Origin of the sequence: Paraburkholderia sp. 32 (assembly GCF_050435345.1) — a bacterium.
Lineage (GTDB): Bacteria > Pseudomonadota > Gammaproteobacteria > Burkholderiales > Burkholderiaceae > Paraburkholderia > Paraburkholderia tuberum.
The window spans coordinates 1387750-1407319 of the sequence record NZ_JBNDKD010000003.1; the positions used below are offsets into that span (position 1 = coordinate 1387750).

A 19570-nucleotide genomic window follows, 5' to 3' on the forward strand; every position below is an offset into this window, starting at 1 on the left:
TTCCATTCGATGACGACGCTCACCCTGATCGTCGCTCGCGCCAGCAACGGCGTGATCGGCCGCGACAACCAGTTGCCCTGGCGACTGCCCGAAGACCTCAAATTCTTCAAGCGCACGACGATGGGCGCGCCCATCATCATGGGCCGCAAAACGCATGAATCGATCGGCCGGCCACTGCCGGGACGCCGCAACATCGTCGTCACGCGCGATGCCTCGCGACGCTTTCAGGGCTGCGACACCGCGACCAATCTCGACGAAGCGCTCGCGCTCGCCGCGCAGGACCAGGCGCCGCAGGCGTTTCTGATCGGCGGCGCAGAGCTCTACGACGAAGGGCTGCGCCATGCGGACAAGCTGATCGTCACCGAAATCGCCGCCGACTTCGACGGCGACGCGACCCTCCCCGCGATCGACCCGCAAGTGTGGGAAGAAATCGCGCGCGAAGCGCATCACTCGAATGCGCCCAACGACTTCGATTACGCATTCGTCACTTATCAGCGCAAGGACGTCTGAGGGCGCGCGCCGCGCAAGCGATAAAAAACGCCACGCAACGTTCAGTTGCGTGGCGTTTTCGTTTGATACGGGGCTGCGTTGGAACGCGCCGTGCGGCTTACTGCCCCGCGATGGTCATCCGCTCGATCAGCACCGAGCCGGTCTGCTTGGTGCCGCGCGTGATCGTATCCGCGCCGATCGCGACGATATGGCGGAACATCTCCTGCAGCGTGCTCGCGACCGTGATTTCCTCGACCGGATACTGGATCTTGCCGTTCTCGACCCAGAAACCCGACGCGCCGCGCGAGTAGTCGCCGGTCACGTAATTGACGCCCTGCCCCATCAGCTCGGTCAGCAGCAGACCCGTGCCGAGCTTCTTCAGCATCGCCTCGAAGTCGTCCTCGGGGCGCGTGTTCGAACTGAGCAGCGACAGGTTGTGCGAGCCGCCCGCGTTGCCGGTGGTCTTCATGCCGAGCTTGCGCGCCGAGTAGGTGGACAGGAAATAGCCCTCGACGACGCCGTCCTTCACGACCGAGCGCTGGCGCGTGCGCACGCCTTCCTCGTCGAACGGCGCGCTGCCCATCGCGCGCGCGACGTGCGGGTCTTCGACCACCTGCACGTGCGGCGCGAACACCGGCTTGCCGAGGCTGTCGACCAGAAACGAAGTCTTGCGATACAGCGCGCCGCCGCTCGTCGCCTGCACGAATGCGCCGAGCAGGCCCGCCGCGAGCGGCGCCTCGAACAGCACCGGCACCTTGCGCGTGTCGAGGCCGCGCGCGCCGATGCGCGCGAGCGCGCGCTGCGCCGCGTAACGACCGACCGCTTCGGGATCGGCGAGTTCGTCGGCGCTGCGCGTCGACGTGTACCAGTCGTCGCGCTGCATGTTGCGGCCGCTGCCGGCGATCGGCGCGCACGCGACGTAGTGGCGCGAATACGGATAGCCGGAGAGGAAGCCGCGCGAGGTCGCCAGCACGAACTGCGAGTGCTGTGCCGACACGCTCGCGCCTTCCGAGTTCTTGATCTGCGGATCGGTCGCGAACGCGGCGTCTTCGGCGCGGCGCGCGATTTCGACCGCTTCGTCGGCGGACAGATTCCACGGGTGGTACAGATCGAGGTCGCGCGGCGCGGTTTCGAGCAGCTCCGCTTCGGCGAGGCCCGCGCAATTGTCTTCGGCGGTGAAGCGCGCGATGTTGTAGGCGGCCGCGACCGTGTCCTTCAATGCCTGCGGCGAGAAGTCCGAGGTGCTCGCGTTACCGCGTTTGTTGCCGATGAACACCGTCACGCCGACCATCTTGTCGCGGTTGTGCTCGATCGTCTCGACTTCGCCGCGCCGTACCGAGACGGACAGGCCGTCGCCTTCGGAGATTTCGGTCGCGGCGTCGGTGCCGCCGAGCGCCTTCGCGTGACGAAGGATGTCCGAGGCGATTTCCTTCAGCTCATCCTGGGTATGCGGAAAAAAGCGCTGCTTGACGTCCATGTCTGCTGCCATTGTGGTTGCCGTCCTGTTGGGGCCGCGCGGCCCTGGGTATGCACACCGTATTCGGGGCAGGCGCGCGGGTGCGGGATAGATGCATCCCGCGATCATAGCAAGGTACGCGCCGCCGCGGGTCGGGCCGGCGCGGCAAGTTACAATACCGGCATGACACGCAAAACCCGCATTCAACCGATCGAATCCGTCGTCACGGAAGTCGACGAAAACGGCTACGATCGTCCGAGCAAGTCCCAGGTCAAACGCGAAATGCAGGCGTTGCAGGATCTGGGCTTGGAACTCGTCGCGCTGCCGAAAGACGCGCTCAAGCGCATGCCGATGCCCGAAAAGCTCGACGAAGCCGTGCGCGAAGCGCGCCGCATCACCGACCACGAAGGCAAGCGCCGCCAGATCCAGTACGTCGGCCGCGTGATGCGCTCGCTGCTCGACACCGAAACCGCCGCGCTGCGCACCGCGCTCGACACCTACAAGGGCATCAACAAGTCGGAGACGGCGAAGCTCCATTGGATCGAGCGCACCCGCGAAAAGCTGCTGGCCGACGACGCCGCGCTGACCGAGTTCATCCGCCGGCACCCGAGCGCCGACCCGCAGCAGGGCCGCACGCTGATCCGCAACGCGCGCAAGGAAGCGGAGCAGAGCAAGCCGCCGCGCTACTTCCGCGAGTTGTTCCAGTGGATCAAGAGCGCGGCCGGCACCGACGACGAAGCGCAAGACGCGCACGACCCCAACCTCGCCGCGGAAGACGACGATGACGACCGCGACGCCTGATCGACGTAAGCAACGTCAGCACCCCGACGAAATCGTGATCGGCCTCGTGTCGATCAGCGACCGCGCGTCGACGGGCGTGTACGAGGACAAGGGCATTCCGGCGTTGCAGGAGTGGCTCGGCGCGGCCTTGAGCTCGCCATGGCAGGTGGTCACGCGGTTGATCGCCGACGACGCGCCGACCATCTCGGCGACGCTGATCGAGCTGGTCGACGAAGTGGGCTGCGATCTGGTGCTGACGACCGGGGGCACCGGACCGTCGCGCCGCGACGTGACGCCCGAGGCGACGCTCGCTGTCGCGACCAGGGAGATGCCCGGCTTCGGCGAGCAGATGCGGCAGATCAGCCTGAATTTCGTGCCGACCGCGATCCTGTCGCGCCAGATCGCGGTGATCCGCGAAACCGAACGACACGCCGCGCTGATCATCAACCTGCCCGGCCAGCCGAAATCGATCAGGGAAACGCTGGAAGGCCTGCGCGATGACGGCATGGTCAAGGTGCCAGGGATTTTCGCGGCGGTGCCGTACTGCATCGACCTGATCGGCGGCCCTTACGTAGAAACGAACGTCGACGTGGTCAAGGCGTTCCGGCCGAAAAGCGCGCAACGCGCGCCGCGGCAAGACTGAGGTTCGAGGTTCGGGGCCTGCCCGTGCAAGCCCGCGCTTTACTGAGCGCTCGCGGCGGCGTCCGGCGCCGACGGCACGAGGAAATGCTCGCGGTAGTACTTCAGCTCGTCGATCGACTCGTGGATATCGGCCAGCGCCGTGTGCATCGCGCGCTTCTGGAAGCCCTTGTAAATGACCGGCTGCCAGCGCCGGCACAGCTCCTTCAGCGTACTCACGTCGAGGTTGCGGTAGTGGAAGAAGCTCTCCAGATCCGGCATCCAGCGCGCCATGAAGCGGCGGTCCTGGCAGATCGAGTTGCCGCACATCGGCGACTTGCCCGGCGGCACGTACTGGCCGAGGAACTCGCGGATCTGTGCGGTCGCGTCGGCCTCGCTCACCGTCGACGCCTTCACGCGATCGATCAGCCCCGAGCGGCCATGCGTGTTCTGGTTCCACGCGTCCATCTTCGCGAGCGTTTCATCGCTCTGATGAATCGCGAGCACCGGACCTTCGACCATCCTGTCGAGCGTCGAATTCGTCACCACCACCGCGATCTCGATGATGCGGTCGGTGTCGGGCTCGAGCCCGGTCATTTCCATGTCCAGCCAGACGAGATTCATGTCGCTGCGCACGAGCGGCGGCTGTTCGGTGGATGCGAGGATGTCAGTCATGAAGGCAACCCTGAGGGCCGCGCGGCGGGCTTCGCTGGAAACCCGCGCGGCGCGGCATGTGTTCGTTTGAAATCGATTGGCGCGGTTCGAGCCGGGCCGGCCGCGCCAAAGCGCCGCCCTGAACTGCTACCCGGAGCTCTTGCGCTGAACCGTCGCTTTAAACCGTATCTCCGCCGCAAGGCGGGAAGAAACATATAATTCTCGCATAGATACCACGGAATCCCCGGATGCCTACCCTGTACTTCACCGCCCTGTTCGTCGTCGCCGTCGTCGCGATGGTCGGCACCAAACTCTGGCTCGCGTCGCGGCAGATCCGCTTCGTCGTCGCGCATCGCGAACAGGTGCCGAGCCAGTTCGCGAACACCATCGCGCTCACCGCGCATCAGCGCGCGGCCGACTACACGGTCGAGCGCACGCGGCTCGCGATGGTCGAGATCGTCGTCGGCGCGGCCGTGCTGATCTGGCTCACGCTGCTCGGCGGCGTGCAGATGCTCGATCTCGCGATCTCCGACTGGCTCGGCCGCGGCTACGTCGGTCAGATCGCGCTGGTTGCCGCTGTGATCGCGATCACGAGCGCGATCGACCTGCCGTTCGATTACTACCGGCAGTTCGTCGTCGAGCAACGCTTCGGCTTCAATCGCATGAGCAAAAGCCTGTTCTTTTTCGACCGTCTGAAGGGCGCGCTGCTCGGCATCGCGTTCGGCCTGCCGTTGTTGTTCGTCGTGCTGTGGCTGATGAACCGCGCGGGCAACCTGTGGTGGCTGTGGGCATGGGTCGTGTGGGTCGCGTTCCAGATGTTCGGCCTGCTGATTTTCCCGACCTTCATCGCGCCGCTCTTCAACAAGTTCGAGACGCTGAAGGATGAAGCGCTCGTGACCCGCATCGAGGCGCTGATGAAGCGCTGCGGCTTTGCCGCGAAGGGCCTGTTCGTGATGGACGGCAGCCGCCGTTCGGCACACGGCAACGCGTACTTCACCGGCTTCGGCGCGAGCAAGCGCATCGTGTTTTTCGACACGCTGCTCGCGCGCCTGTCGGGCCGCGAGATCGAAGCGGTGCTCGCGCACGAGCTCGGCCACTTCAAGCGTCGTCACGTGATGAAGCGCATGCTGGTGACGTTCGCGATCAGCCTCGCGATGCTCGCGCTGCTCGGCTGGCTGACGCAATGCGTGTGGTTCTACGAAGGGCTCGGCGTGCGGCCGTCGCTCGTCGGCGGCAATAGCGGACTCGCGCTCGTGCTGTTCTTCCTCGCGCTGCCCGTGTTCATGTTCTTCGTCACGCCGCTTGGCAGTCTCAGCTCGCGCAAGCACGAGTTCGAAGCCGACGCGTTCGCGGCGACGCAAACCGACGCGCACGATCTCGTCAACGCGCTCGTCAAGCTGTACGAGGACAACGCGTCGACGCTGACGCCCGATCCGATCTACACCGCGTTCTACTATTCGCATCCGCCGGCCTCGCAGCGGATCGACCGACTGCTGCAGCACGCATGAGCGGCCGCGCTCCGAAGAAGGCGTCGCGCGGCGCGTCGGCCACCGCATCCGGCATGTACGGCGTGCGCACGGGCGGCCTCGTGGTGGCCGCGCACGGCCGCCACTATCTGGTCGCTCCTGAAGACGGCGGCGCGTTGCTGCAATGTTTCCCACGCGGCAAGCGCAGCGAGGTCGCGGTCGGCGATCGCGTGATCTATGAGCCGACCTCGGCGGATCAAGGCGTGATCGTCGAGATCGGCGAGCGGCGCAATCTGCTGTATCGCTCGGATCAGTACAAGTCGAAGCTGTTCGCCGCGAACCTCGACCAGTTGCTGATCGTGCTCGCCACCGAGCCGCATTTCAGCGAGGATCTGCTCGGCCGCGCGCTCGTCGCCGCCGAGGCGAACGAATTGAAGCCGCTGATCGTGCTGAACAAGATCGACGTCACCGATGCTCTGGACGGCGCGCGCAAGCGGCTCGAGCCGTATCGCACGCTCGGCTATCCGGTGCTCGAAGCGTCGATCCGGATGCAGCCCGAGGCGGCACGCGCCACGCTGACCGAACATCTGCAGGGTCACGCGACGCTGCTGCTCGGCCAGTCCGGCATGGGCAAATCGACACTCGTGAACCTGCTGATTCCCGATGCCGAAGTCGCGACGCGCGAGATCTCGACCGCGCTGAACAGCGGGCGCCATACCACGACGTTCACGCGTCTTTATCCGCTGCCGCGGTCGGAGGGCACGACCGGCGTGAATGGCGTCAACGGCGCGGCCGGCGCGCTGATCGACTCGCCGGGCTTTCAGGAATTCGGCCTGCATCACCTGACCGAAGGCCGGCTCGAACGCGCGTTCCCCGAGTTCCGGCCGCTGCTGCCAAACTGCCGTTTCTATAACTGCCATCATTTGCACGAGCCTGGCTGCGCGATCCTCGAAGCCGTCGCCGACGGGCGTATCCGCCGCGAACGGCATGCGCTTTATGCGCAGCTCGTGCACGAGGCGAGCCAGATTGTCCGCTGACATGAAACTGATGCGCGCGCCGAACCTGATCATCGGACAGCATTGGGTCAACGTGCTGGAGACCGCGGGCATCGCTTGCGAGCTGCACAACCGCTATCTGAACGGTGCGCTCGGCGAGATTCCGGCCGACCAGTGCGCGCCGGAGTTGTGGCTCGTCGATGAACGCGATGAGGCGATCGCGCGGCGGCTGATCGAAGCGGCCTCACGAGGACCAGCGCCGGGCGCGCCTCCATGGCAATGTCAGCAGTGCGGCGAGGTGCTCGAGGCGCAATTCACCGTGTGCTGGCAATGCGGGACTGTGCGCGATCCGTTGAAGGGGTGAAGCGGAGTCGGGAATTGAAGAAGCCGGGCATTGCCCGGCTTCTTCTTGTGCTGCGCGCGTGGCCTCGCCGCTTCAGGCGAGCCACACCGCGATGGTCAGCATCAACAGCAGGATCATCCACAGTACGACTGCACGCCACACCAGCCCCACTGCCGATTGCAGCGTGCGCGGCGTGCAGTCGTCGCCGACCTGCATCGGACCGCCGTCGCCGGTGGCGAGCGCGTCGAGGCTCGACGGCTCCGCGAGTGGCCCGGCCAGGCGCGCGCCGAGCGCCCCGCTGCCCGCGGCGAGCAGCACGCCGTCGTTCGTATCGGGCCACTGCCGCGCATGGTTGCGCCACGCGTAAATCGCATCCTCGAAATTGCCGACGATCGCAAAGCCCAGCGACGTCAGCCGCGCCGGCACCCAGTCGATCACGAAGAACGCGCGCTGCGCGAAGCTCGAAAACGCGACGGTGCGGTCGTCGGCCGGCCGCGCCCATGCGCGCGCGAGATATTCCGCGCAACGGTACAGCACCGCGCCAGCGGGACCGACCGGAATCAGGAACCAGAAGAACACGCCGAACACATGACGATGCGACGCGACCACCGCGTGGATCAGCGTGTGACGCACGATCTCGCTGACCGGCATGTCGACGGTCTCGAGCCCGGTCCATTCGTTGAGAATTTCGCGCGCGCGTGGCACGTCGTCGTTGTTCAACGCGAGATGGATGTCGGTGAAGTAATGGCTGAACTGCCGGAAGCCGAGCGTGAAGTACAGCACCACGACGTTCCACAGGAACGCGAGCATGAAGTGAATGTGATACAGCACGTAGTAGACGAGCGCGACCGCGAGCGTCCAGGGCACCACCACGACGAGCCACGCGAGCAGACCGTGACGTTGCTTGCCAGCATCGAATCCGTGCGCCGCCGACTCCGCATGGTATTGAAGCAACGCGGACAACGGATTGTTCGGCGACAGCGCGCGTACCTGTTCAATGATCAGAGCCAGCAATACGGAGAAAAAAGTCATGCGATGCGCCGTGCTTTTTAAGTTTTTTACGATTGTTTTATAACGATAGCACAGGGTCGGATGAGTCTGAACGCGGATGCTGACAAAGCGCCGACAAGTGCGTCGTTCGCGCAACTGTGCAACGTCGACGCGGCGATGCGAGTCACGTAATTTATGCGGCGAGGAACCGATACAGGTTGCGCAGCATCGCCGCCGTCGCGCCCCAGATGAAATGATGGCCGCCTTGCACCGCTGCTGGCGTGACCGTCTGCGCGTGGTGCGCGCCGCGCTGCTCGGCGGCCTCCGGAGCCGCCGTCAATTCGCCGCGCGGATACGGCATCGCAAAGAAGCGGCGCTCTCCGCCCTCGTAGCGGAACAGGCGCTCTTCGTGGTTGGACGGGTCCATCAGGAACGCGAGCGGCACTTCGAAGACCTCGGCCACTTCGAGCGTATCGATCTCCAGCGAGAACGGCGGGTGCACAAGAGCGACGACCGGCGACACGCGAAAGCCGGTGCCAGTGAGATAGTCGGGCAACGCGCCGAGAACTTCGACGCGCGACGCGTCGAGGCCCACCTCTTCGCGCGCTTCGCGCAGAGCCGTAGCAGTCGCATCAGCGTCGAACGGTTCCTGGCGGCCGCCGGGAAAACTCACCTGACCGGCGTGATCGTTCAGATGGTCCGCGCGCTGCGTGAGCAACACGGTAAGACCATGCGCGCGCACGACGAGCGGCACCAGCACCGCGGCCACGCGCGGATCGAGGTCGGTATTGCGCCACGGCGCATCGGCAATTTTCTCGGGTGTCCAGGCAAGCTGCCGATCAAAGCGCGCCCGCAGTGCATCGGGCGTCAGACGCTCGCGCGCGACCGGTGGCAGATCGGCGCCTGTCGCGATGACAGGCAGAGTTTCGGGCTCAAAGACGGGGCGGATCAACGGGTCTCTCTGATGAGCGTGGACATGCCGCTATTTTGACCTGGCCAACAAAAAAGCACCCGCGAGGGGTGCTTTTTCTTACAGCATTTACGCTTGGGAAGCAGCGCGGTCTTTCGAGACCAGCTTTTCCTTGATTCGAGCCGACTTGCCCGAACGCTCGCGCAGATAGTACAGCTTCGCACGACGCACATCGCCGCGACGCTTGACGACGATGCTAGCCAGCAGCGGCGAATACGTCTGGAACGTACGCTCGACGCCTTCGCCCGACGAAATCTTACGGACGATGAACGACGAATTCAGACCACGGTTACGCTTGGCGATCACGACGCCTTCGTAAGCCTGTACACGCTTACGCGTGCCTTCAACCACGTTCACGCTGACGATGACCGTATCGCCCGGACCAAAATCCGGAATGGTCTTTTCGCCGAGAACGCGCGCGATTTCTTCCTGCTCGAGTTTTGCAATCAGATTCATCACTGACTCCTAGATCCATCTTGTCGGCGTTCGTACCTGCCTCACGCGCTTACTGCGTTGGGCTACGGCCCCGATAGAGGATGGGTTCACATCTGGCACCGCACACGCATGCACGGCACCGCCTTGTGTCCGCTCGAAAGACCGGGGCCTCAGGCCTTCGGCTCTTCCTTCGCGAGACTCGCGAGCCACGCCTCGTCGGCACGGCTCAGCATTCTGTTCTTTCTGGCCTTCACGATCAGATCGGGCCGCTTGTTCAACGTGTTGCGCAATGCTTCGCGCCGCCGCCACGCTTCGATTTCCGCATGATGGCCGCCGAGCAGCACATCAGGCACCCGCACGCCCTCGTATTCCTCGGGACGCGTGTAGTGCGGACAATCGAGCAGCACATCGACGAAGCTATCCTGCACCGCCGACTGTGAGTCGTTCAGCACGCCAGGCAACTGACGCACGACCGCATCCATCAACGCCATCGCGGGCAACTCGCCGCCCGACAGCACGAAGTCGCCAAGGCTTACTTCTTCGTCGACTACACGGTCCAGCAGACGCTGGTCGATCGCTTCGTAGCGCCCGCACAACAGGATCAGACCGGGTTCGGCCGCGAACTTCATCACGCGCTCGTGATTCAGTGTGGCGCCTTGCGGCGACATCATCACGACGCGCGCCGCGCCGATGCCCTGCTCCGACTGCGCCGCTTTCGCGGCACTGATCGCGTCTTCGAGCGGCCGGGCCAGCATAACCATGCCGGGGCCGCCGCCGTATGGGCGATCGTCGATCGTGCGGTAGTTGTCGGTCGTGAAATCGCGCGGATTCCACGTACGCAACCCATAGCGCTGCTGCTTCGCGGCCCGGCTGGTGATACCCCAGTCAGTCAGCGCGCGGAACATTTCTGGAAAGAGCGTCACGACATCGAACTGCATCGCTCTCCCCGCTCAACGATAGATTTCAATAGTCAGCTTCCCAGTCGACGACGATATGCTTTGCCGCCTGGTCCACCGTTTTGACAAAGACGCCGACGAACGGGATCAAACGCTCGCCTGCGACCGGCTTGCCGTTTTTGTCGGTAGCCGGATATTCGATGCGCAGCACCGACTGCGCGCCGTTGTCGATCATGCTGGCGACTTTGCCGAGGTTGAGCCCGGCGAGATTCACCACGTCCAGGCCGATCAGATCGACCCAGTAGAATTCGTCGGCTTCGAGCGCCGGAAATTCGCTACGGCCGATGTATACGCGGGAACCGCGCAAAGCCAACGCCGTATCGCGGTCAGCGACGCCACCCAGACGGGCGACCACGCTGTCGCTATGTGTTTTGGCCTGCAAGGACGGCGCCGATTTGCGCTCCTGGCCTTTCACCAGCCACCAGCGTTTCGCGCTCAGCAAGACGTCGCCGCCTTGCCCGGCATCCGCATGCGCGGCTACCTTGACCCAGCCTTTGAGACCATAGGCGTCGACGATTGCGCCGACTTCGACCGCATCGGCCGGCCAGCTTGCCGCCGTTTCGATGCGCATTTCTGCAGCTTCGAAATCGGCGTTCGCGGCATTGGCTTGCGCCTCTTTCGCCTTGCCGTCGGTTCGTTCGACCGGCTTGCGGACGAATGCACCGAACGACGCCTGACCAGACGCCTTTGCGCGCGAAGCTGCCTTGACGCTACCAGAACTGCCGGAATCACGCTCAGACATCGAATAACCTCGACAACAACTTCGCAGCCTGCTTTGGCGTCTGCTTCAGTAAAACAAATTGCGCATCGGACTGCTCACGCGAGTTGCGCGAGCCGCCGGCCGAACCGACGACGATACGCCTGCGGGCCGCCATATCAAGCAGCCGGCTGCGCCTTTTGCGCTTCCTTCACGAGACGTTCGACGGTCGGCGACAGTTGCGCGCCAACACCTTGCCAGTACGTCAGGCGATCCTGAGCAATACGCAGGGACTCGCCCTTCGTAGCGACCGGGTTGTAGAAACCGACGCGCTCGATGAAGCGGCCGTCACGACGGCTGCGCGAGTCGGTGGCGACGATGTTGTAGAACGGGCGCTTCTTGGAGCCGCCGCGAGCCAAGCGGATGATGACCATACTAGAATCCTTGAAAACCGGGGTTCGGAACGACTGAAACACGCGATTATAGCGGGAAACCGACGCCATAACAAACACTTACCGGGATAAACTGCGGAACCGGGCTGCACCCACCTTCTACAAGAGGTGCGAGAACCCGCTCGAACGCCCGAATTACCTGAAGGAGCGCCTGTGCAACGCCAGCCGAAACTCCCGTTTCCGTTCGCCTTTTGTGCCTTTTTCGTACGCTTTGCTGGACTTTCGCGCACCTCGTGCAGCCGGATTCTACGTGCGGTAGCGGCCGCGGTTATCGCCGCGCAGGCGTTGACGGCAATCGCCGCGCTGCCCATCGAGAAAATCAAGCTGCCGCCGGGCTTTCACATCGAAGTGTTGTCGGACGAGGTGCCGAGCGCGCGCGCGATGACGTTGTCGCCCAAGGGCATTCTCTACGTGGGCAGCGACGATGGCCATGTGTATGCGCTCGAGCTGCGGAACGGCCGCGTGACGGGTCACCACGTGATCGCGTCCGGGCTGCAGATGCCCGCCGGCGTCGCGTGGCGCGACGGCGCGCTGTATGTGTCGGCCGTGTCGAAAATCGTGCGCTTCGATGCGATCGACTCGCATCTGAACGATCCGCCGAAACCGGTCGTTGTCACCGACAAGCTGCCGACGGACACGCATCACGGCTGGAAATTCATCGCGTTCGGCCCGGATGGCAAGCTGTACGTGCCGCAAGGCGCGCCGTGCAACATTTGCCAGAGAGATCCGGACCGCTTTGCGATGATTGGCCGCATGAACCCGGACGGCAGCCACTACGAGGTCGTCGCGCGCGGCATCCGCAATTCGGTCGGCTTCGCGTGGCATCCGGTCACCCACGAACTGTGGTTCACCGACAACGGTCGCGACCTGCTCGGCGACGATATTCCGAGCGACAAGCTCAACCGCGCGCCGCATGTCGGCATGAACTTCGGCTTTCCGTACTGTCACGGCGGCGACACGCCCGACCCCGAGTTCGGCAAGGATCATCCGTGCAGCGAATTCACGCCGCCAGTGGTCAAGCTTGGCGCGCACGTGGCGGCGCTTGGCATGCGCTTCTACGACGGCCCGATGTTTCCAGCCGACTACCGCAACAACATCTTCATCGCCGAGCACGGCTCGTGGAACCGCAGCAAGAAGGTCGGCTACCGCGTCGTGCGCGTGATCACCGACCCTGACGGCAGCCACGCACGCCAGCAGGTCTTTGCCGAAGGCTGGCTGCAACCCGGCGAATCGGTCTGGGGCCGCCCCGCCGACGTGTTGCCGCTGCCAGACGGTTCGCTACTGATCAGCGACGATACCGCCGGCGCAATCTATCGCATCACGTATTCAGCGCCGTAACGCGCGGATGCACGCATGCCCGGCTGAACTCACCCTGAGCCAGGTCCGGCGCATCTCGCCACCCCGCTTTCAGCCTGGGCGATCGTCCTCCACGTGACCACCCGCGCGCCGCAGGCGTAGAATGCGCGTCGGTCCGCGCCCCCCGCGGCGCGCCGCTCCTTTCGACCGCCCGTCACTCTGCCCACGCGTTCATGCCCACCGCTGCCTCGACTTCCCCGCGCTTCAGATCCAAGACGCTCACCGCCGCGTTGGCGTTCCTGTTCGGCAGCCTCGGCGCCCACCGCTTCTATCTGTATGGCACCCGAGACATCTACGGCTGGGCGCATCTACTCGGCACGCTGATCGGCATTCCCGGCGTGATGCTGCTGGTCGCGACCGAGCGCGCGTCGATCCTGGGCTGGGTGCTCGCGCCGATCGGCGCGGTTTCGCTGTTTGCCGCGTTTCTGGCGGCGCTCGTCTACGGGCTGCGTCCTGATCAGAAATGGGATGCGCAATTCAACACCCACACGCAACGCAAAAGCCGCTCCGGCTGGACGGTCATTTTCGTCGTGATCTTTTCGCTGCTGATCGGTGCGTTTCTGCTGATGACCGGTCTCGCGCTCGCGTTCCAGACCTACTTCGAAAGTCAGGTCGAAGCGGCCAAAGCGATTTCGCAGTAATGCCCCCGTGGCGGGACCCGCAGACGTTCCTGCGCGCTAGAAAAGCCTCAGTTGCGGATTGTCGCGCGCCGGTGCGCTCACCTGTTCGGCGCGCGGCGGCTCGATCCGGCGGAAATGCGACATGTCGAGAATGCCGCGGTCGCGCCCGTTCAACCCTAACCGGCGCACGGCCTTGTGAAAGCGCTGCCTGAGCAGATCCGCCCATAAGCCCTCTCCCTTCATGCGGGTCGAGAACGAAGAATCGTAATCCTTGCCGCCTCGCATGTCGCGCACACGGCTCATCACGCGCTCGGCCCGATCCGGGAAATGTGCGCCCAGCCAATCCTTGAACAGCGGCGCGACCTCCCACGGCAGCCGCAGCACGATATAGCTCGCATTGCTGGCGCCCGCTTCGGCGCATGCTTCGAGCACGCGCTCCATATCCGGTTCGGTGACGAACGGGATCACCGGCGCGATGCTGACGCCGACCGGAATGCCCGCCTCGCTGAGCGTACGGATCGTGCGCAGCCGGCGCGACGGCGTGGCCGCGCGCGGTTCGAGCGTGCGCGCGATGTCGGCGTCCAGCGTGGTGATAGTGATCGCCGCCATGAATTGCCCGCGCCCGGCCATCGGCGCAAGCAGGTCGACGTCGCGCTCGATCAGCGATGATTTGGTGATCGCCGCGAACGGGTGGTTGCGCTCGCTGAGCACCTCGATCACACGACGCGTAAGACGCAAGTCACGTTCGGCCGGCTGCCATGCATCGGTGGCGACGCCGAGCGCGATCGGCTCGGGTACATAGGACTTCTTCGACAGTTCCCGCTCGAGCAGCTCGGGCGCGTTGATCTTCGCGTAGATGCGGCTTTCGAAATCGAGCCCGGGCGACAAGCCCAGGTAGCTGTGCGTGGGCCGCGCGAAGCAATAGATGCAGCCGTGTTCGCAGCCCCGGTAAGGATTCAGCGACACATTGAACGGAATGTCCGGCGACGCATTGCGTGTGAGGATGGTTTTTGCGCGCTCCTCGAACACCTGCGTGCGCAGGACCTTCGGCTCCCCCTCTTCGTCGGCCGTCTGCCAGCCGTCGTGGACGGCTTCGCGCTGGTCGACTTCGTAGCGGCCTTGCAGGTTCGTGACCGCGCCGCGCCCCTTGCGAGGCGCCGGCGGCGCGATCGGAAATTCGGGAATGTCAGGGGTGTCGGGGTCATCCACGGCGGGCCACGCAAAGCAAACACAAACGGGAAGCGCCAAAGGAAAGCGGCGCAAAATACCTGTATAAATATACAGTGTTTACGCCGTTTGTCGAGCACTTCGTTGGTCGCTTGATGCGCGTCCAACCCCGTCAGTGAACCGGCACCTACTCGCCCACCGCGATCGTCAGCGTCTCCTTGATTTCCTCCATCACCACATAGCTCTTCGACTGCACCGCGCCCGGCAGCTGCAGCAGGATATCGCCGAGCAACTTGCGGTAATCGGCCATTTCGCCGATGCGCGCCTTGATCAGATAGTCGAAATCGCCCGACACGAGGTGGCACTCGAGCACCTCGGGGATCTTCTGCACCTCGCGCCGGAACAGATCGAACATGTTGCCACTCTTGTGATCGAGCGTGATCTCGACGAACACGAGCAGCGCCGCGCCCAGCTCGGCCGGGTTCACGCGGGCGTAGTAGCCGGTGATCACGCCGTCGCGCTCCATCCGCTTGACGCGCTCGATGCACGGCGTCACCGACAGACCGACCTGCTCCGCCAGGTCCTTCATCGCCATACGGCCGTCCTGCTGCAGGAGCCGCAGGATCTTGTGATCGAGCTTGTCGAGAGCCCGCACGGGCTGGCGCTGGGTACGCATGGTGTTTTTTCTAAAAATGATGAAAATACAATAACAAAACCTGTCTCACAGTTAATAGTATAGCGGTTAACACTGGGCAAACGGCATTTCACCTCACATTGCAGCTCGTCGAATCGAATCAGATCGAACTTCCAACGAGCGCCTTGCCCTCACTCAATTTTTGGATATCTGGAGCAGCTATGCGAGTCGTCGTTTTGGGCAGTGGCGTCGTCGGCGTGACGAGTGCGTATTACCTCGCGCGCGCCGGTCACGAAGTGACCGTTATCGATCGCGAAGCCGGCCCGGCGCTCGAAACCAGTTTCGCCAACGCGGGCCAGATCTCGCCGGGCTACGCTTCGCCGTGGGCCGCCCCGGGCGTGCCGCTGAAGGCCGTCAAGTGGATGTTCCAGAAGCACGCGCCGCTAGCGATTCGCGTCGACGGCACCGCGTTCCAACTGCAATGGATGTGGCAGATGCTGCAGAACTGCACGGCGCCGCGCTATGCGGTGAACAAGGGCCGTATGGTGCGGCTGGCCGAATACAGCCGCGACTGCCTGCAGGCGTTGCGCGCCGACACCGGCATCGAGTACGAAGGCCGCACCGGCGGCACGCTGCAGGTATTTCGCACGCAACAGCAGTTCGACGGCGCCGCGAAAGACATCGCCGTGCTGCAGGAAGCCAACGTGCCATACGAGCTGCTGACGGCCGACGAACTCGCCAAGGCCGAACCAGCCCTCGCCGCGGTGTCGCACAAGCTCACCGGCGGCCTGCGCCTGCCCGGCGACGAAACCGGCGACTGCCAGATGTTCACGACGCGCCTCGCGGCGCTCGCCGAGGAACTGGGCGTCAAGTTCCGCTACAACACGTCGATCGACGCGCTCGCGATGGCGGGCGGCCGCATCGCCGGCGTGCAGTGCGGCGGCGAGCTCGTGCGCGCGGATTCGTTCGTGGTCGCGCTCGGCTCGTATTCGACGCGCTTCCTCGATGGCATGGTGAAGATTCCGGTCTATCCGCTGAAGGGCTATTCGATCACCGCGCCGATCGTCGACGCGGCTGCCGCGCCGGTGTCGACCGTGCTCGATGAGACCTACAAGATCGCGATCACGCGCTTCGACGACCGGATTCGCGTCGGCGGGATGGCCGAGATCGTCGGCTTCGACAAATCGCTGCGCCAGGCGCGCCGCGAGACGCTCGAGCTTTCTGTGAATGACCTGTTCCCGGGCGGCGGCGACACGTCGAAGGCGACGTTCTGGAGCGGTCTGCGGCCGATGACGCCGGACGGCACGCCGATCGTCGGCCGCACGCCGGTGCCGAACCTGTTCCTGAACACCGGCCACGGCACGCTTGGCTGGACGATGTCGTGCGGCTCGGGCCAACTGCTCGCCGACTTGATGTCGGGCAAGCAGCCCGCGATTCGCGCGGACGATCTGTCGGTGCATCGCTATCTCGGCGAGACCGCGGGCGAGCATCGGCCGGCGTATGCGTGAGTTTGAGTGCGTGCGCTGACGCGGCCCTGGCGGCGGCGCAGGCCGCAACAAACAGCAGCCGGACAAACAAACGGCGCCTCGCGGGGCGCCGTTTGCATTTCAATGTGCTGCCGCGATCGCGGCCGGCATCGAGGCATGCTCAGAACTGGTCTTCCGACAAAGCCAGCACGCCCTCGCCCCCCTTCGCGCTGACGATCGCCACTTCGAGCGCCGCCGCCTGCGGCAGCACGTGCTCGGCGTAGAACCGCGCGGTCGCGATCTTCGCGTCATGAAACGCTGGGTCCTCGTCGCGCTTCGTCGCCGCGGCAAGCTGCGCACGCGCCATCTGCCAGCCGCCCAGCACGATGCCCGCGAGCTCGAGATAGGGCACGCTGCCCGCGAACACCGCATTCGGATCGCCCTTCGCATTGGCGACGACGAAATCGACGACCGCGCCAAGCGCGCGCTGGCCCTGCGCGAGCTGTGTGCGCATCGATGCGAACGCCGCGCCCTGCTGCGCACCAAGCGCTTCAACCGTTTCGGCGACGCCAGCGAGCAGTTCCTTCGCGACCTTGCCGCCGTCGCGCAGCGTCTTGCGACCGATCAGGTCGTTGGCCTGGATCGCGGTCGTGCCTTCGTAAATCGGTAGAATGCGCGCGTCGCGGTAGTACTGGGCAGCGCCGGTTTCCTCGATGAAGCCCATGCCGCCATGCACCTGCACGCCGAGGCTCGTCACGTCGATCGACAGCTCCGTGCTCCAGCCCTTCACGATCGGCACGAGGTATTCGTAGATCGCCTGATGCTTCGCGCGCGTCGCATCGTCCGGATGACGATGCGCGATATCGCAGTGCGAGGCCGCGACGTAGGCGAGCGCGCGCGACGCCTCGATGAGGCTGCGCATCGTCGACAGCATGCGGCGCACGTCCGGGTGCTGGATGATCGCGACCGACTGCTTCGCGGAGCCGTCCACGGGACGGCTCTGCACGCGCTCTTTCGCATACGCGACCGCCTTCTGATATGCGCGATCCGAGATCGCGACACCTTGCATGCCGACCGCGAAACGGGCGGCGTTCATCATGATGAACATGTATTCGAGGCCACGATTCTCTTCGCCGATCAGCTGACCCAGCGCGCCGCCGTGATCGCCGAACTGCAGCACCGCGGTCGGGCTCGCCTTGATGCCGAGCTTGTGCTCGATCGACACGCAATGCACGTCGTTGCGCTCACCGAGCGAGCCGTCTTCGTTGACGAGAAACTTCGGCACAAGAAACAGCGAAATGCCTTTCACGCCATCGGGCGCGTTCGGCGTACGTGCGAGCACCAGATGCACGATGTTCTTCGCCATGTCGTGCTCGCCCCACGTGATGAAAATCTTCGTGCCGAACAGCTTGAACGAACCGTCGGCCTGCGGCTCGGCGCGCGTGCGTACGAGCGCGAGATCGGAGCCGGCCTGCGGCTCGGTCAGGTTCATCGTACCGGTCCATTCGCCGGAAATCAGCTTGGGCACATAGGTCTGTTTTTGCGCTTTGCTGCCAGCGGTTAGCAGCGCTTCGATGGCGCCGTCGGTCAGCAACGGACACAGTGCAAAAGAGAGGTTCGACGCGTTGAGCATTTCGATGCAAGGCGTCGCGATCAGCTTCGGCAGGCCCTGGCCTTCGTAGTCGAGCGGATGTTGCACGCCCTGCCAACCGCCTTCGGCAAACTGGCGGAAGGCTTCCCTGAAACCCGGCGTCGCAGTGACCACGCCATCCTTCCAGCTGCTCGGATTGCGATCGCCGTCGACGTTCAGCGGCGCGAGCACTTCACCGCATAGTTTCGCCGACTCGTCGAGCACGGCCCGCGCGGTGTCGAGGTTCGCGTCCTCGAAGCCGGGCAGCTTCGCGATGTCTTCGAGTCCGGCCAGTTCTTTCATCACGAACAGCATGTCCTTGATGGGCGCCGTATAGCTCATTTCGGTTCTCCTCCCTTGATATGAAAAAAGGGCGCGGGACTTGGTCGGTCCTGCGCCCTTCGCTTGCTTTCGGCGGCCTCTTTCAGGCGCCGCGGCGCTTAGCCGAGTTCGCTCACGAGTTCCGGCACGAGGGTGAACAGATCGCCAACCAAGCCGTAATCGGCCACGCTGAAAATCGGCGCTTCTTCGTCCTTGTTGATCGCGACGATGACTTTCGAGTCCTTCATGCCGGCGAGGTGCTGGATCGCCCCCGAGATGCCGACCGCGACGTACAGTTGCGGCGCGACGATCTTGCCGGTCTGACCGACCTGATAATCGTTCGGCACAAACCCCGCGTCGACCGCCGCACGCGATGCGCCCAGTGCCGCGCCGAGCTTGTCGGCCAGCGGTTCCAGCACCTTCATGTAGTTCTCGCCATTGCCCAGACCACGGCCACCCGACACGATGATCTTCGCGCTCGTCAGTTCCGGACGATCGAGCTTCGTCACTTCGCGGCTCACGAACTGCGCGAGGCCTGCGTCGGCTGCCGCTTCGATCCTCTCGACCGCTGCGCTGCCGCCTTCGGCCGCGACGGCATCAAAACCGGTCGAGCGCACGGTGATGACCTTGATCGGATCAGCCGATTGCACGATCGCGATTGCGTTGCCCGCGTAGATAGGACGCTCGAACGTGTCGGCGCTATCCACTGCCGTGATGTCGCTGATCTGCGCGACGTCGAGCTTCGCGGCGATACGCGGCGCGATGTTCTTGCCGTAGGCGGTAGCCGGCGCGAGGATGTGCGTGTAGTGCTTCGCCGCATCTTGCACAAGCGTCAGCACCGTCGCTTCGACGTTTTCCGCGAGGCCTTCGGCCAGTTGCGGCGCATCGGCGAGCAGCACCTTGCTGACACCCGCGATCTTCGCGGCCGCATCGGCCGCGCCCTGCGCGTTATGTCCCGCGACCAGCACGTGAATATCACCGCCGATCTTCTGTGCCGCTGCGATCGTGTTCAGCGTCGCGGCCTTGATCGACGCATTGTCGTGTTCTGCAATTACCAGGTTCGTCATTTCTCGGG

At 64.4% G+C, this 19570-nt stretch carries 20 protein-coding genes and 1 pseudogene; 9 read left to right on the forward strand and 12 right to left on the reverse strand.

Features of this window, described 5'->3' with window-relative positions:
* Nucleotides 1–9: 9 nt before the first annotated feature.
* Complete coding sequence (locus tag OKW26_RS29010) at nt 10–510, forward strand: dihydrofolate reductase (RefSeq protein WP_184061487.1); 501 nt, start codon at nt 10–12, stop codon at nt 508–510.
* Between the two features lie 97 nt (nt 511–607).
* Here the strand turns inward: OKW26_RS29010 and pmbA are convergent, their stop codons facing one another.
* Entirely contained in the window at nt 608–1978 is a 1371-nt protein-coding gene (pmbA, locus tag OKW26_RS29015) for a metalloprotease PmbA (protein WP_184061368.1), read from the reverse strand.
* 150 nt (nt 1979–2128) lie between these two features.
* Between pmbA and yjgA the strand changes: the two genes are divergently transcribed.
* Both yjgA and mog read left to right on the forward strand, forming a co-directional pair.
* The gene (gene yjgA, locus OKW26_RS29020) at nt 2129–2746 is read left to right on the forward strand and encodes a ribosome biogenesis factor YjgA (RefSeq protein ID WP_187619756.1); all 618 of its coding nucleotides are present in this window, start codon (nt 2129–2131) and stop codon (nt 2744–2746) included.
* Nucleotides 2727–3368, forward strand: a complete 642-nt coding sequence (mog, locus tag OKW26_RS29025) for a molybdopterin adenylyltransferase (protein ID WP_429355940.1) — start codon at nt 2727–2729, stop codon at nt 3366–3368. Before yjgA ends, mog begins: the two co-directional genes overlap by 20 nt.
* 38 nt (nt 3369–3406) lie before the next feature.
* Here the strand turns inward: mog and orn are convergent, their stop codons facing one another.
* Entirely contained in the window at nt 3407–4018 is a 612-nt protein-coding gene (gene orn / locus OKW26_RS29030; RefSeq protein WP_090801266.1) for an oligoribonuclease, read from the reverse strand.
* Between the two features lie 227 nt (nt 4019–4245).
* On the opposite strand from orn, the gene OKW26_RS29035 reads away from it, so the two are divergent.
* From OKW26_RS29035 to OKW26_RS29045, 3 genes are read left to right on the forward strand one after another with little or no spacing between them, the layout of a single operon-like run.
* Nucleotides 4246–5505, forward strand: a complete 1260-nt coding sequence (locus tag OKW26_RS29035; RefSeq protein WP_429355941.1) for a M48 family metallopeptidase — start codon at nt 4246–4248, stop codon at nt 5503–5505.
* The gene (gene rsgA / locus OKW26_RS29040; RefSeq protein ID WP_429355942.1) at nt 5502–6500 is read left to right on the forward strand and encodes a ribosome small subunit-dependent GTPase A; all 999 of its coding nucleotides are present in this window, start codon (nt 5502–5504) and stop codon (nt 6498–6500) included. The genes OKW26_RS29035 and rsgA overlap by 4 nt, the downstream gene beginning before the upstream one ends.
* 1 nt (nt 6501) lies before the next feature.
* The gene (locus tag OKW26_RS29045) at nt 6502–6822 is read left to right on the forward strand and encodes a DUF2007 domain-containing protein (RefSeq protein ID WP_184006321.1); all 321 of its coding nucleotides are present in this window, start codon (nt 6502–6504) and stop codon (nt 6820–6822) included.
* Between the two features lie 72 nt (nt 6823–6894).
* Here OKW26_RS29045 and OKW26_RS29050 read toward each other — a convergent pair whose 3' ends face one another.
* From OKW26_RS29050 to rpsP, 6 genes are all read right to left on the reverse strand, one after another.
* Complete coding sequence (locus OKW26_RS29050) at nt 6895–7833, reverse strand: CobD/CbiB family protein (protein ID WP_090801273.1); 939 nt, start codon at nt 7831–7833, stop codon at nt 6895–6897.
* A 151-nt stretch (nt 7834–7984) separates the two neighbouring features.
* Nucleotides 7985–8743, reverse strand: coding sequence for an NUDIX hydrolase (locus OKW26_RS29055; RefSeq protein ID WP_184061363.1), 759 nt, complete (start codon nt 8741–8743; stop codon nt 7985–7987).
* A gap of 87 nt (nt 8744–8830) precedes the next feature.
* The gene (rplS, locus tag OKW26_RS29060; protein WP_013090115.1) at nt 8831–9217 is read right to left on the reverse strand and encodes a 50S ribosomal protein L19; all 387 of its coding nucleotides are present in this window, start codon (nt 9215–9217) and stop codon (nt 8831–8833) included.
* 149 nt (nt 9218–9366) lie between these two features.
* Nucleotides 9367–10134 (reverse strand): tRNA (guanosine(37)-N1)-methyltransferase TrmD, encoded by a 768-nt coding sequence (gene trmD / locus OKW26_RS29065; protein WP_184027806.1) that lies wholly within the window; start codon nt 10132–10134, stop codon nt 9367–9369.
* A 25-nt stretch (nt 10135–10159) separates the two neighbouring features.
* On the reverse strand, nt 10160–10894 hold the full coding sequence (gene rimM, locus OKW26_RS29070; protein ID WP_184061361.1) for a ribosome maturation factor RimM: 735 nt from the start codon (nt 10892–10894) through the stop codon (nt 10160–10162).
* A 134-nt stretch (nt 10895–11028) separates the two neighbouring features.
* Complete coding sequence (rpsP, locus tag OKW26_RS29075) at nt 11029–11283, reverse strand: 30S ribosomal protein S16 (protein ID WP_013090118.1); 255 nt, start codon at nt 11281–11283, stop codon at nt 11029–11031.
* Between the two features lie 261 nt (nt 11284–11544).
* On the opposite strand from rpsP, the gene OKW26_RS29080 reads away from it, so the two are divergent.
* Together OKW26_RS29080 and OKW26_RS29085 are read left to right on the forward strand one after the other, a co-directional pair.
* Nucleotides 11545–12639 (forward strand): PQQ-dependent sugar dehydrogenase, encoded by a 1095-nt coding sequence (locus tag OKW26_RS29080; RefSeq protein WP_429357139.1) that lies wholly within the window; start codon nt 11545–11547, stop codon nt 12637–12639.
* 191 nt (nt 12640–12830) lie between these two features.
* Nucleotides 12831–13298 (forward strand): NINE protein, encoded by a 468-nt coding sequence (locus tag OKW26_RS29085; RefSeq protein WP_090801282.1) that lies wholly within the window; start codon nt 12831–12833, stop codon nt 13296–13298.
* Between the two features lie 36 nt (nt 13299–13334).
* Here the strand turns inward: OKW26_RS29085 and OKW26_RS29090 are convergent, their stop codons facing one another.
* Nucleotides 13335–14486, reverse strand: a complete 1152-nt coding sequence (locus OKW26_RS29090) for a PA0069 family radical SAM protein (RefSeq protein WP_429355943.1) — start codon at nt 14484–14486, stop codon at nt 13335–13337.
* A 145-nt stretch (nt 14487–14631) separates the two neighbouring features.
* On the reverse strand, nt 14632–15120 hold the full coding sequence (locus OKW26_RS29095) for an Lrp/AsnC ligand binding domain-containing protein (RefSeq protein ID WP_090801287.1): 489 nt from the start codon (nt 15118–15120) through the stop codon (nt 14632–14634).
* Between the two features lie 53 nt (nt 15121–15173).
* On the opposite strand from OKW26_RS29095, the pseudogene OKW26_RS29100 reads away from it, so the two are divergent.
* A pseudogene (locus tag OKW26_RS29100) lies at nt 15174–16586 on the forward strand (D-amino acid dehydrogenase); the annotation flags it as partial.
* Between the two features lie 139 nt (nt 16587–16725).
* Here the strand turns inward: OKW26_RS29100 and OKW26_RS29105 are convergent.
* Both OKW26_RS29105 and OKW26_RS29110 read right to left on the reverse strand, forming a co-directional pair.
* Complete coding sequence (locus OKW26_RS29105; protein WP_429355944.1) at nt 16726–18516, reverse strand: acyl-CoA dehydrogenase; 1791 nt, start codon at nt 18514–18516, stop codon at nt 16726–16728.
* Nucleotides 18517–18614: 98 nt separating this feature from the next.
* Complete coding sequence (locus OKW26_RS29110) at nt 18615–19562, reverse strand: electron transfer flavoprotein subunit alpha/FixB family protein (protein ID WP_429355945.1); 948 nt, start codon at nt 19560–19562, stop codon at nt 18615–18617.
* Between the last annotated feature and the right edge of the window lie 8 nt (nt 19563–19570).